At 42.4% G+C, this 13,856-nt stretch carries 10 protein-coding genes; 5 read left to right on the top strand and 5 right to left on the bottom strand.

What is annotated here, in order from left to right:
- The first annotated feature begins 88 nt into the window (after window positions 1-88).
- Both glnE and SFRI_RS16815 read left to right on the top strand, forming a co-directional pair.
- Entirely contained in the window at window positions 89-2,938 is a 2,850-nt protein-coding gene (glnE, locus tag SFRI_RS16820) for a bifunctional [glutamate--ammonia ligase]-adenylyl-L-tyrosine phosphorylase/[glutamate--ammonia-ligase] adenylyltransferase (protein ID WP_011638700.1), read from the top strand.
- A gap of 86 nt (window positions 2,939-3,024) precedes the next feature.
- The gene (locus SFRI_RS16815; RefSeq protein ID WP_011638699.1) at window positions 3,025-4,008 is read left to right on the top strand and encodes a sensor domain-containing diguanylate cyclase; all 984 of its coding nucleotides are present in this window, start codon (window positions 3,025-3,027) and stop codon (window positions 4,006-4,008) included.
- A 222-nt stretch (window positions 4,009-4,230) separates the two neighbouring features.
- Here the strand turns inward: SFRI_RS16815 and SFRI_RS16810 are convergent, their stop codons facing one another.
- Complete coding sequence (locus SFRI_RS16810; RefSeq protein ID WP_011638698.1) at window positions 4,231-5,184, bottom strand: sodium-dependent bicarbonate transport family permease; 954 nt, start codon at window positions 5,182-5,184, stop codon at window positions 4,231-4,233.
- 227 nt (window positions 5,185-5,411) lie between these two features.
- Here SFRI_RS16810 and SFRI_RS16805 point away from each other — a divergent pair, with 227 nt between their 5' ends.
- Window positions 5,412-5,696: a DUF3081 domain-containing protein gene (locus SFRI_RS16805; protein ID WP_011638697.1), complete on the top strand. Its 285-nt coding sequence runs from the start codon at window positions 5,412-5,414 to the stop codon at window positions 5,694-5,696.
- A gap of 53 nt (window positions 5,697-5,749) precedes the next feature.
- On the opposite strand, the gene zapE is transcribed toward SFRI_RS16805, so the two are convergent.
- A complete protein-coding gene (gene zapE / locus SFRI_RS16800) occupies window positions 5,750-6,967 on the bottom strand; it encodes a cell division protein ZapE (protein ID WP_011638696.1) in 1,218 nt (405 codons plus the stop codon).
- Between the two features lie 102 nt (window positions 6,968-7,069).
- Between zapE and SFRI_RS21080 the strand changes: the two genes are divergently transcribed.
- Window positions 7,070-7,867: a polymer-forming cytoskeletal protein gene (locus tag SFRI_RS21080; RefSeq protein ID WP_011638695.1), complete on the top strand. Its 798-nt coding sequence runs from the start codon at window positions 7,070-7,072 to the stop codon at window positions 7,865-7,867.
- Window positions 7,868-8,012: 145 nt separating this feature from the next.
- Here the strand turns inward: SFRI_RS21080 and SFRI_RS16790 are convergent, their stop codons facing one another.
- The 3 genes from SFRI_RS16790 to SFRI_RS16780 all read right to left on the bottom strand — a co-directional run bounded on the left by SFRI_RS16790 (window position 8,013) and on the right by SFRI_RS16780 (window position 13,075).
- On the bottom strand, window positions 8,013-8,927 hold the full coding sequence (locus SFRI_RS16790; RefSeq protein ID WP_041413714.1) for a L,D-transpeptidase family protein: 915 nt from the start codon (window positions 8,925-8,927) through the stop codon (window positions 8,013-8,015).
- A gap of 167 nt (window positions 8,928-9,094) precedes the next feature.
- The gene (gene norR, locus SFRI_RS16785; RefSeq protein ID WP_011638693.1) at window positions 9,095-10,645 is read right to left on the bottom strand and encodes a nitric oxide reductase transcriptional regulator NorR; all 1,551 of its coding nucleotides are present in this window, start codon (window positions 10,643-10,645) and stop codon (window positions 9,095-9,097) included.
- Between the two features lie 141 nt (window positions 10,646-10,786).
- A complete protein-coding gene (locus SFRI_RS16780; protein WP_011638692.1) occupies window positions 10,787-13,075 on the bottom strand; it encodes a nitric-oxide reductase large subunit in 2,289 nt (762 codons plus the stop codon).
- Between the two features lie 293 nt (window positions 13,076-13,368).
- Here SFRI_RS16780 and slyA point away from each other — a divergent pair, with 293 nt between their 5' ends.
- Entirely contained in the window at window positions 13,369-13,854 is a 486-nt protein-coding gene (gene slyA / locus SFRI_RS16775) for a transcriptional regulator SlyA (protein WP_011638691.1), read from the top strand.
- The last annotated feature ends 2 nt before the right edge of the window (window positions 13,855-13,856 follow it).

The raw sequence follows: 13,856 nt of genomic DNA, 5'->3' as shown, positions 1-13,856 counted from the left end.
ATTAATCTGATCATTTGACTGACTGATAGATATACCATTCACGACATAATATGTCCAATGTTCATTTTCTTTAGGGGTCATTATTGCCATGCAAAACCAAGGTAACAAAGTATTATCTGCAGCGATGTTAGACAGCGCAGATCGTTACTGGTTAAGACTCTGTGACGTTTGGCCGGAAGCTAAAACAGCACTGACAGCCATGCAACAGCAAGAGTTAACGGCCGTGTTTGGGTTAAGTGACTATATGGGTGAGCAGCTTTGTCGTCATCCAGAATGGATTGTGCAGTTATTTGATGGCCTATTAGATGATGTGGTGCGCAGTGAGTTTGATGCGCAGTTACATTCGCTGATAGCGGACTTGACACAAGAAGAGCTGGTTAAGTCTGCCTTACGTCGTTATCGTAATCTGCAAATGGTGCGCTTAGCATGGCGTGACTTCTTAAATTACACCCCAGTAGAAGAATCACTTCTCGACTTATCTGCACTGGCTGAAGCATTGGTGATTGCTGGGCGAGATTGGCTGTATCAAGAGATGTGTCAGCAATACGGTACGCCAACAAGTGCTGAAGGCAATCCACAGCCGTTGCTGATTTTAGGCATGGGTAAACTGGGTGGCCGTGAACTTAACTTTTCATCAGACATCGACTTAATTTTTACCTTTCCAGAACATGGTGAGACCGTTGGTGGTCGACGCACTCAGGCAAATCAGCAATTTTTCATCCGTATGGGTCAACGCTTGGTGAATTTACTCGACCAAGTCACCGTTGATGGATTTGTGTTCCGTGTCGACATGCGTTTACGACCTTATGGTGAAAGTGGTCCTTTAGTTGTCAGTTTTAGTGGTTTAGAAGACTATTACCAAGAACAAGGCCGTGATTGGGAACGTTATGCCATGGTCAAAGCGCGAGTGCTTGGACCTTGGTCTGGCTATTGCGATGAGTTGCATGATTTACTGCGACCTTTTGTTTATCGTCGCTATATTGATTTTTCTGCGATTGAATCATTGCGTAAAATGAAGCAACTTATTGCCCAAGAAGTCAGGCGTCGACAATTAACCGACAATATTAAACTCGGTGCCGGCGGGATCCGTGAAGTCGAATTCGTGGTGCAGAGTTTTCAGTTGATACGTGGTGGACGCGAACCTGCATTGCGTCAGCAAAGTCTATTTGGTGCTATTGATACCTTATACAGCTTAGGGCAGTTGGAATACTTAGCCGTTGATGAGCTTAAACACAGTTATATTATATTGCGCCGAGTGGAAAACTTGTTGCAAGCCATTGATGATAAACAAACGCAAACTCTGCCTAATAATGAGCTCGATTGGCAGCGTTTATGTTATCCGCTAGACATGGCTGATGAAGTCGAACTTCGTCAAAAAATTAATCAAGCAATGGTCACAATTCATGGCCATTTCAATGCCACGGTCGGTGGTACTGATAGTCATGAACATAATGACCATTGGACTGCTTTATTTTGGAATGTGCAGCAAGATGAACATGCCAATGCATTGCTGCAAGAGCAACAAGTCGATGATGCAGAATTATGGCAGCTGCTGAGTGAGTGGCGTCAAACTGTGTCTAAACGTTCTATCGGACCCCGAGGGCGTGAGACTTTAGACAAGTTAATGCCTAAGTTGCTTGAAGAGTTAGTGACTCAAACTAAACCGAGCCAAGCGTTTAAACCGGTAGCCAAAGTGCTGGATAAAATTTTAACCCGTACCACCTATCTAGAGCTTTTATGTGAAAACCCAGGCGCTAGACAACAATTAGTGAGTTTGTGTTGTGCAAGCCCTTGGATTGCCCGCGAGCTGGCTAATTTTCCAATGCTGCTCGATGAGTTGATTGATCCGTCGCAATTGTATGACATTACCTCGATTGATGATTACCCGAGCGAATTACGCCAGTATTTGTTGCGTGTACCCGAAGATGACATGGAACAGCAAATGGAAGCGTTGCGGCAGTTTAAACTGTCTCAGCAGCTGAAGATTGCGGCCGCTGATGTTACTGGGGTATTACCGGTTATGCAGGTTAGCGATCATTTAACCTTTTTAGCTGAAGCCATTATTGAACAAGTGGTGTTACAAGCTTGGCATCAGGTGGCATCTCGCCATGGCATACCGGCAGAAACGAGTCCAAGTAACATGGGATTTGCCGTCATTGGATACGGTAAGTTAGGTGGGATTGAACTGGGTTACGGTTCTGATTTAGATTTGGTTTTTTTACACGGCCACACAGGTTCGGGTACCACCGATGGTAAGCGTCCTATTGATAATGGCCATTTCTACCTGAAGTTGGCTCAGCGTATTGTGCATTTATTTGCTACCCGCACAACATCCGGTGAGTTATATGAAGTAGACATGCGTTTACGTCCGTCTGGTGCTTCTGGTTTATTGGTGAGTGAGATTGAGCATTTTGGTGCCTATTTACAACAAGAAGCGTGGACCTGGGAGCATCAAGCATTAGTGCGGTCACGTTTTGTGTTTGGTGATTATTCGCTTGCAGGTCGTTTTAGTGATTTACGCGCGCAAGTATTGAAAATAGAGCGTGATAAACAGGTATTGGCTAAAGCCGTCAAAGACATGCGCATAAAAATGCGCGAGCATTTGTTGCAAGTGGAACCAGGGCAATTTGATCTAAAACAGAGTGCTGGTGGTATTGCCGATATAGAGTTTATTGCTCAATACTTAGTGCTAGCGAATGCTCATCAATATCATGAATTAACTATTTGGTCTGATAATGTACGCATTTTTGAAGTGTTGGCGGAGCTGGAGTTATTGCCTATCATGCAAGCTCAGCATTTAACTCAAACCTATTGCTGGCTGCGTGACGAGAATCATGAACTGACATTACAACAGTTGCCTGGCAAATTACCCATACAAAGTGTGCTGCAAAAAACGGACAGTGTAATTGAAATTTATAATGAAATTTTAGCGATTTAAACATTAATAAAAAGAGCATAGGTTGATATTTAGTCACTTAACTGCTTTGATTATAGGACTATTATTTTGATAAAGTAGGTTGTTTAATGCTGCTGGCACCGATACCTGACAATGAATACACTCGAATCGAAACACTTCGAGGGCTGAACGTACTCGACACGATCGCTGAAGAGCGTTTTGATCGTATCACTCGGTTGGCTAAACGATTGTTTTCAGTATCGATTAGTGTGGTGAGTTTAATCGACTCAGAGCGCCAATGGTTCAAGTCTGTGCAGGGGTTGGATATATGTGAAACACAGCGTGATATTTCATTCTGTGGCCATGCTATTAATCAACAACATGTATTAGTTGTGCCAGATGCGCTAAAAGATGAACGTTTTGCCGATAACCCTCTTGTGTTGGCGGCACCTAATATTCGATTTTATGCCGGCTATCCGTTAACTATGCCCAATGGTGTGAGGGTTGGCACTTTGTGCATTATTGATGACAAGCCGAGATCCTTCTCTAAAGATGATGAAGCTGCTTTAGAAGACTTGGGTAAAATTGTCGCAGAAGAGTTACTGTCGATACAGCAAAATACCTTAGATGCGCTAACCGGTATTTCTAATCGTCGCGGCTTTGAATTACTTGCTCATAAGGCGATTGCTTACGGTGATAGGCTTGGTTTTGAAACGTGTTTAATTTTCTTTGATTTAGATTATTTTAAAGCAATTAACGACCAGTTTGGCCATGAAGAAGGTGATACAGCCTTGAAGACTTTTGCTGGCTTATTGATCGACAGCTTTCGCGAATCGGATATTATTGCCCGCTTTGCTGGTGATGAATTTGTGGTCATGCTGAGCCAAAGCGATGAAGTCAGCGTTAATAGTGTATTACAGCGTTTTCAACAGTGCATTAATCAACATAATTTGCAAAGCGGTAAACCATACCATTTAAGGTACAGTAAGGGCGTGGCACATCGACAAGCCAGGCAGTCATTATCGTTAAATGATTATTTGGTTAAGGTGGATAAAGCCATGTTTGTCGATAAAGAAAAACATCACCAGAGAACTCAAATTGATGTGAAATAGCGATGATTCGGCTGATGATATTGGTTTACTTATCATTCATATGAAAATTACTCGATAAGCGATAAGAACGCTAAGCTGCTGCAGATAATACACTTGCCGCAACCATTATTCATTTGCACATCCGTCGCGAATTAAATCAACGCTAACAACCATCGTTAACAAGAGCCGTTAACAACAGCCGTTAACATCGATTTACCGGCACGGTTATAAGTGTATTAATGTTCAACTTAGTATCTGTTCTATCCACATTTGATAGATAGGTAAGCCAATTAATACGTTTATCGGGAAGGTTATCCCAAGTGATGCCAACATCGCTAAACCAATATTAGCATCTGGTATTGCTGCCTTAATTGCAGCCGGTGCTGCAATATAAGACGCACTCGCGCTAAGGCCAGCAAGCACTAGAATGCTGCCAGATGGTAAATCAAGTAACACCCCTAAGCCGATACCCGCCCATGCTAGAACAAATGGAATTACCGCAGCAAATACCAATAAGCGCCATTGTTTGTAAGGGATGGGAAAGCATACTTTGGCGGTACTAATCCCCATTTCTAATAAGAACAGTGCTAATAACGTTTTAAAACCACCCAATAACATTGGTGTGAGCGGTGCCATGCCGCTAGTGCCATATATCCAGCCTATGATCACCCCTCCACAGAGTAATACGACTCCGCGGCTTGTCAGTGCTTCGTGCAATACGCTGCCAGCCGAAGAGTGCTTGCTATCACCAGCTACCTTCGCTTGTAGGTAGCGGTGTAGCCATAGCATGATAATAATTGCAGGCAATTCGAGGAGTACTAGATACAGCGTTGTTTCTGGTCGTAAAGGCCACTGAGATTGATCGACCATAGTCATCACCACGGCAAATGTTCCCGCACTAACTGAGCCGTAATGGGCTGCAATACTAATGGCCTCTTTTTGCGGTAATTGAATTAATTTTCGCAGTAGAGGATAAAGGCTAAGCGGGATAATGAACCCAAGTGCAATAACAGACAGTAATTCGGAGATCGCTAAATTGGCTGTTTCACCATGCAGTGCCATGCCACCTTTTAGTCCTAGCGTCAGCATAAGCAAGATAGATAGGGTTTCGTAGGTCGCTTTAGGGACTTTTAAATCAGACTTTATCAACCCGGCAAGCAAACCGAGGGCAAAAAAGGCAATCACAATATCAGGCATGGTATAGGTTCTGTCTGTTATAAAGTATCGCGATTCTGCCTTGTTGTGTTAACAAAGGGAAATGTTTTCAGCGAAAAAATACTGCCGAAGTAGACTGACCGACTCAGGGTTGATCTATTGTTTTGTGCTTTGCAGATCTATCATGTTGTTCTTCGCTGATCTATTAAGTGCAATTGGCGTATAGTATCCTTGAATGACAATGCAAAACATTAATAGCAGAGCATGATATGAAAAATGAAATTGATATTCACCGCGCATTGAAAGTGTTTAATAAAGTCACGCAATATGGTGAAAAGCGGGCGCTTGAAGACGGTCATCATGGTCATGATTATTGGTTATGCGGTATTAGTGCGCAAACGGATCACGATGGTTATACCATTACCTTAGCTGATGCTCAGGTTAGCTTGACGGTATTTTTTCACAATAAGTACCAATTCGATTATCCAACCAATGATGCTCTTGACAACTTTTTACGTCGATTTAGTGACGTTGAAAATTATCAAGCAGCATAAGCTACATCACAGAGTGGCCTGTTAAGCGCTTTATTTCAGTACCGCAGGCCTATTTACGCCCATTGTTGCATTTCAATAAGGCGACTATAAGTGCGTCTGAATTCAAACTGTAATGCCCCATCGACATATAAATCTTCTAAGTTGCAGTCGCTATAGAGGATTAACATCACTTTTTGATCGTACAGTTCGTCCACTAAACTAATAAAACGTCGAGCCGGATCGTCTTCACTGGCATACGCCAGTTGTCGCTCGCCAGTGGTGGTTGCTAGTGCACCATCTTCAGTGCCGCGAGCTTTAATCCAACTGCGTACTTCACCGCCTAATCTAGGCACATTGCTGAGTAATACATGGCTAAATCGTCCGGCTAATTCAATGTAATCCAATGCCGAACGCGGCCCTTGGCACAACGCTGAAAATTCAAACCAGGCAAGTTGTCCATATTGAGCCTCAATGGCAATAGCGCGCTGACAAATTTCAATTGAGTCAGATGTATTTGCTATGCTGGCATTAGCTTGTGGGTATCGTTGATACAAAAGTGTAAACACCGCTTGAGGTGTTATTGTCGACGGTAATGTTAACCAGTTGGCTGATGTTGTTGACGTTGCGGCGCGAGAGTGTAAGCGATGATCGATTTGACCGTCTAAATGAATCGATTGGGTGTATTGCAAGAGCAGATCGATAGTGGGTAAAAAACGATCGCGCTGTAAACCATTTTTATATAAGTCAATAATCGGTACATTTGAGGTTGCGACTAAGGTGACGCCTGATTGAAATAAGGTTTCAAATAATCGACCGAGTAAAATAGCATCACCGATGTCTGCAACAAAAAACTCATCAAAACAAATAACAGAATATTTAGCCGCAATCTGCTTAGCAATGTAAGTTAATGGATCACGGATCCCCGATGTTTGATTTAATTGCTGGTGGACCATGGCCATAAAACGATGAAAGTGCAGGCGTAATACGGTTTTATCTGCTTGAGGCTTTGAGTTAGGGATATTTTGATCGCACAGACTCTGGCTACACAAGCTTTGATAGAACAGATCCATCAAAAAGGTTTTCCCTCGGCCGACATCGCCCCATAAATATAAGCCACGGCTATTTTGACTAACCGATAGGCATTGCTGATAAAGCACATCTAGCGCGAGTATGGCTTGCAGCTGCGCAGGATCATCAACAATATTTTGCTGAAGACGTTGTTGGTAAACTTGTAATGGCGACATAGTACTTAGGGTAAATTGTTGATCTGGGTAGTATACCATTAACGACATACTTTATTATGAAGTGTATTTCCTTTAAGCTCTGGTGATAAAAATAACAATCGATTAACCAAAAGTATTAACCTAGAGTACTACCCCTAACAAGGACCCAAAATGAATAATAAAAATAAGGGCATGACCTATATTGGTGTCGATATGGCGTTGGACGGTGATATGCACCTCCAGGGTCCTGCAATGATAGCGGGCCAAACTAAGGGTAAAATCAGTTCAACCGATCAAATAAAAATTGAGCCTAGTGGTGTTGTTGAAGGTGAAGTTTTTTGCCAAGAGCTGCGAGTGTCTGGTTTATTTAAAGGTAAATTACATTGTAATAAACTCATTATTGTCAGTTCAGGTATTGTTGAAGGTGAGGTGTCGAGCCATCAAATGGAGATTTATGATGGCGGTCAATTTATCGGCATGCGCACTAAAGGGCCTGAATCGTCGGGGTTACCTCAAGTTGATAGCGAGCGTTTAGCCAGTCAAGGGAAAACGTCTTCAATGTCGGATAACAAAACGCCAATTTCTAGGGGTAAACTTAGCTTGGTGGCGGCAGCTGCTATTGTGATTATTACCGCTATGATTATGCAGCCGACAATCAGCTCTGCGTTAAATCGCACTCAAGCAGCATCTACTGACATGAATCAAGCAAATACCCAGCAATATCCGTTTGCAGAGTCGAGCGTGACAGAAGAAAATGCCGCCGCGTTACTGCAAGAAATGGATCAACAGACTTCATTTGCTGAACAAGCCGAGGAGCTAATTAATGCTGGTCAGAGTGATATTAACGTTGCGATGGAAGACTTACATGCATTAGCACAAACCAGTGAAGTATTGGGGGATAGCCAGAATGTGAGTGATAGCGATAATGTTGAGCAGAATGGGTCGACGATAACCACACCCGATAAGTAACCAGATTTCTTATTTCGAGTTCAGAATAACTATCAAGCTAATATAAAAAATGGCTTTGTTAATCACAGTGTTTACTGAATTAACAAAGCCATTTTTTGTTATGTTTGCATAAATCCAAACATCTTTATGTCTTATGGATTAATGCTTATGGATTAATCCGAGTTGGCATTCCAGTACGTTGCTCAAGTAATCGTTTTAATGTAAATGAGTCAGTGTCTGGGTGAGCAACAAAGCGAGTCATGGCTTTATCGAATGATAGTGCTACTGGTTCTAACGAATCAAATTCAGCTTGAGTTCGTGACAGTGGCTCATGAACTTCTAAATAGCGGTTACCATCAGGTTCTTCAGTGGCTTTAATCGGTTGGTTAATAAACTCAACACGTGTGCCAACCGGTACGCTATTATATAAATGTTCAATGTCTTCATCGCGTAAACGAACACAGCCAGAACTTACCCGTAAACCAATACCAAACGTGGCGTTAGTACCGTGAACCGCATACAAGTTACCGACATAAAGGGCGAATAAACCCATTGGGTTGTCAGCGCCTGCTGGCCATACAGCCGGTAATGTTATCCCTTTAGCCGCGTATGATTTACGAATATTAACCGTAGGTGTCCAAGTTGGATTAGCGCGTTTACGTTGTACTGTTGTTACCCAATTTTCAGGGGTGTCTTTACCAATTTGACCAATACCAATAGGCAATACTTCGACAGTATTTTTACCCTTCGGATAATAATACAAACGCATCTCGGCAGAGTTAATGACCACACCTTCTCTTTTAGCGTTAGGTAGAATTAGCTGATGCGGGATCAATAATGTGCTACCCGGTTTAGGTAGAAATGGATCAACACCTGGATTAGCTTCTAATAAATTAGTCAACCCTAGCTGAAACTGTGAAGCAATTTGCTCTAAGGTTAGTTTCCCCTCAGGAACAACATAATATTGATTTTCACCTACTAAATTACTGCCTTCAGCAGGTAGGCGATACTCAACAGCAGCACTCGAAAAACTTAACACAATGGCTGTCGCAGCAAGTAAAGTAGAGCGTAACGAATTTATCATAAGGATTATATCATTCCAAAACAGGCGTCATATTAGTCAGACTACAATATCTTGCTAAGTTTGACTATTTAGTACAAATAATTAGTACAGATCATTTGTATAGATGGTTAGGGCGCATCGTCACTTATTACGTCTAATATTTCAACTGATTTTTTTCACTTTTTTTATTTTAATCCTAAGCGTTTAGCTAGCCTATGTAAGTTACCCGAGTCGATTTGCAATTGGCGTGCGGTTGCAGCCCAATTACTCCCTTGTTGACTATATATCTGTTGGATAAATTGGTTTTGGAACTGGTCTGTTGCATCACGTAAGCTTGTTTGTGGTAAAGATGTTACCGACTGTTTAATCGGAAGATTTTTGTTTGAATGTATAGCAGTGGACGATGGCTGTGCAAATTCAAAATGACTATTTTTAATGATGCATATACCGTCTTTTTGGCTTTGTGATTTGGCTAATACCGCAGCTCGATGGATGGCATGCTCAAGTTCTCTAATGTTACCAGGCCAATCATATTGCTCGAGTAATTGCAGTGATGAAGGCTCTAACCCCAAATGGGCTAAGTGTAATTGTTGCCGATAGCGCTCGATAAAGAATCCGGCTAACAAATGGATATCTTGTTGACGTTCTCTTAGCGGCGGAACCATAACCGGGAACACGCTTAAACGATGATATAAATCAGATCTAAATCGTCCGGCTAATACTTCGTTTTTAAGATCTTTATTGGTTGCAGCAATAATACGAACATCCACTTTTAAGCTACGATCATCACCGACTTTTTGTAAATCCCCGTATTGCAGTACTCGCAACAATTTAGCTTGTAAATTAAGTGCTAATTCGCCAATTTCATCTAAAAATAGGGTGCCTTTATCGGCCATTTCAAATTTGCCGCTACGATGGCTAATTGCGCCTGTAAAGGCCCCTTTGACATGACCGAAGAGTTCGCTTTCGGCAACGGATTCAGCCAGCGCGGCACAATTTAAATATACTAGCGGCTTATTGGCTCGCACAGAGTTTTGGTGAATGGCTTTGGCTATTAGTTCTTTACCGGTACCGGTCTCTCCTAAAATCAATACATTGAGCTCTGTTGCTGCGACGACATTGACTTCATTAAGCAGAGATAGAAGGTTATCCGCTTGACCGATGATTTCAGTTTCTTCATGCAGTTGCCCTGATGGTTTAGTATCCGGAATCGTAAAATTGTTGGCTTGTTTTTCGAGTTTATCTATCAGTAATGCATTGTTTAAAGAAACCGCAGCAATAGCACTAAAACTGCGTAAATCATTATTGGTGAATTGATCAAATTTGTTTGGGTCGAGTGCATCGATGGTGAGTGCGCCAATGAGTTGCTCGTTAGCGAATAACGGTAAGCCGATACAGGCATGCACTTTTAAGTCGCCGTCGACATTGGGGATTAAGCCATCGTAAGGATCCGCAAGCTCGCTATCGGAAGGGAAACGGACAATATCTCCTGCTCGAGCAATGGCTTCAAGCCTAGGATGTTCGTTTAAAATAAAGCGCCGTCCAAGTACGTCAGCACTTAACCCATCAATTGCTAAAGGGGTAAATTGATGACCTTGGAATGATAATAGCGCCGCAGCATCGCAATCGAGCGTTTCTCTTACCGTGGTTAATAAACGTGAAAAACGGTCTCGATTAGATAAGTTAGCGGTAATATCAAGTGCGATACGGGTTAAGTCTGCTTGACTCAATGCCATGTCAAACTCCAGTTAACAATAAATTGATGTCATTATGACAAGTGTGAATATAACAACAAGGGCAAAGGCCAAATTGTAGATAAAAAAGGGGCCATAAAGGCCCCTGATGATGTTTATTAAAGCGCGTTTATCAATGCATACTTAGTTAATCGTTAATGCACCAGCTTGCTTCGCTTTAGCGCCTTTGCTGACGATGGCCTTCTTAATAAGGTCAAATAAGAACGCCGCCATTAATAATCCACCAATACTGAAGATAATGTCGCCGAACATTCTCATCCATACGAGGTTTTCAACTAAGTCGCTATGAATAACAGCAGGTGAGCGGGCATACCAGTAACCGTGATCGATAGCAGCAAAGAACTGCACAATACCCACTGGCAATAGCGACATAAATACCATAGCGGCTAAACCTATGTTTAAGGTCCAAAATGCGCCTTTAAGGTATTTGTGGTTCCATTGCATATTGCCTGTTAATCCGCGTAAACAGAATAACATCAATCCTATACCTAGCATGCCATACACGCCCATAAATGCCGCGTGAGCATGGGTTGCCGTGGTGTTTAAGCCCTGGATAAAGTATAGCGAGATAGGTGGGTTAATTAAGAAACCTAATACACCAGCACCCACTAAGTTCCAGAACGAAGTCGCCACAAAGAACATAATCGCCCAGTGATAACGCTCCATCCAAGGGCTGGCTTTACGTAAACGATAGGTTTCCATCGCTTCAAAACCAATTAATGCTAACGGCACAACTTCAAGTGCTGAGAATATCGCTCCCCAAGCAATGACTGATGTTTGAGTACCGGTAAAGTATAAGTGATGCAAAGTACCGATTAGGCCACCGGTTAAAAACACCACGGTTGAGAACAATACCGCACCATTGGCACTTCGAGCACGGATAAGCCCTAAGCGAACTAACATTAATGCTATTACAGATGTCGCAAATGTTTCAAAGAAGCCTTCAACCCATAAGTGGACCACCCACCAACGCCAGTATTCTGCAATCGCTAGGTTAGAGTGTTTGCCCATAAACAGGCCTGCACCATAAAATAAGCCAATGGCGACACAAGAAGCGTATAGCACCCAAATAACCGGTTGCATGTCGTTGCTGACTTTTAACGCTGGGCGCATTGAAGCAGTGACTAACGCTAACCAAATTAATAAACCTGCCAGCAACAATACTTGCCATACGCGGCCTAAATCGATGTATTCATATCCTTGGTGACCAAACAAGAAGTTCATGTCTAGATCAAAATACTGCTGAACACCCAACCACTCTCCGGCCATAGAGCCAAGGACGATAACAACTAACGCGCCCCAAAGAATGTTTACCCCTAGGCGTTGATACTTCGGCTCGTAACCAGAGAGTGCCGGGGCAATGTATAAGCCAGTGCCTAACCAAGCTGTGGCTATCCAAAATACTGCAAGTTGAGTATGCCAAGTTCGAGTGACCGAATAAGGCAGAATTTCAGATAATGGGAAACCATAAAACTCTTGGCCTTCAACCGCGTAGTGTGCCGTAATTCCGCCAAGCAGTATTTGCAGTAAAAACAGCCCAATCGCAGTGACAAAGTATTTACCTACGGCTTTTTGCGATGGCGTAGGTTTAGTGAAAAATAATGGGTCATCTTTAGCGGGTTCTGGTAATGCTTCTTCTTTGCAACAAGCATGGTGCCAAATCAACATGGCAATACCAAGAATCAATGTCACTACGCTCAACACCGACCAAACTATGTTATCTGAAGTCGGTAAATTACCTATCTGTGGGTCATATGGCCAGTTATTGGTGTAAGTATAATCGTAACCAGGACGTTCGGTTACCGCTGCCCATGAGCCCCAAAATAAGAAAGCATTTAGCAGTTCACGATGGCTAGCATCGGTGATAGTACCTTCTTTCATTGCATATTGTTCGCGCAGTGATGACAGTGCAGGATCGTCACCAAAAAGTGATAAATAGTGTTGAGTCACTTCATTTATCGCCGCAACTCTGGTGTTTGAAAGCGTAACATAGGTTTTATCCTCTGCACTTTCGACAACCGTATTATGGCGCATATCATTTCTGAGGGCTTTTTCTAACCCTGCTTGCTGTTCAGAATCGAGTTCTGCGAAATCACGATTGAAACGTGCTTTAGCCGTAATAGACAACCAAGCTTGTGCTTCACGGTGTAACCAATCAGCAGTCCAGTCTGGTGCCACATAAGAGCCATGACCCCAAATAGATCCTAACTGATGCCCACCCATTGATCGCCAAACAAGTTGACCTTGTTCAATATCGTTTTCGGTAAATATGGGGTGGCCACTGGTGTCAGTAAACGCCGTTGGAATAGGCGGTTTTTCTCGGTATATACCGCTGCCTAAACTAAGTAATACAGTGAAGGAAGCCACAAGCACGATTAATAGTGCAAAGCCGGTGAGTTTGTTTTTGCTCATAAGTCCTCTTAGCGCAAAGTCATTTAGATACCGATGACATTACACAAGACGTGCCAACTTTTAATTTTTGAATAAGATATTGATTAATATACTATTAATGATTTTGGTGGCATGCATTAAATAGTCTTATTGACACATAATGCATGTGTCAATAAGACTATTTAATGTCGAAATGACAGCGGTATTATATTTACTCTGTTATTTCATCGTGGTTTATCTTATTCGATAAAATTATTTACTTAGCATGCTAACTAGTTATAATGGTTAGCACGCTAATTAAGTGAGTGCTAATCATGTCCCAAGAATTAGAAAGATTAAAAGAACTGTCTCTAGCTGAAAATTTAGGTCGATTGCACCGCTTATGGCGAACGGCTGCCGATGCAGAATTAATCCCGCTAGGTCTTACTCATCCTCGCTGGACAGCATTGTGGAAGTTATTGCGCTTAGGGGACAACGTCAGCCAAAAGGTGCTTGCAGATGCGTTAGAAATTGAATTGCCATCATTAATGCGCACCCTTAATCAATTAGAAGAGCAGGGCTATATGCAACGCCATTGCTGCGAAAAAGATAAACGGGCACGCATTGTCAGCTTAACCCCTGATGGGATTGAGATGCTTAAGCAGATGGAAAGTAAAATCATGCTAGTGCGACGTAATTTATTAGCCGGCATTAGCAGCCAAGAATTAAGTGAATTTGAACGTGTCATCAGTCTGATCAGTGATAACGCTCTTGCTGTGCTGCATAAGAACACTGAACAAGACAACAAAATTCCCAAATGAGA

This window comes from Shewanella frigidimarina NCIMB 400 (genome assembly GCF_000014705.1).
Lineage (GTDB): Bacteria > Pseudomonadota > Gammaproteobacteria > Enterobacterales > Shewanellaceae > Shewanella > Shewanella frigidimarina.
The sequence above is the reverse complement of the archived record's forward strand: the minus strand, read 5'-3'. Positions and strand labels throughout refer to the sequence as shown.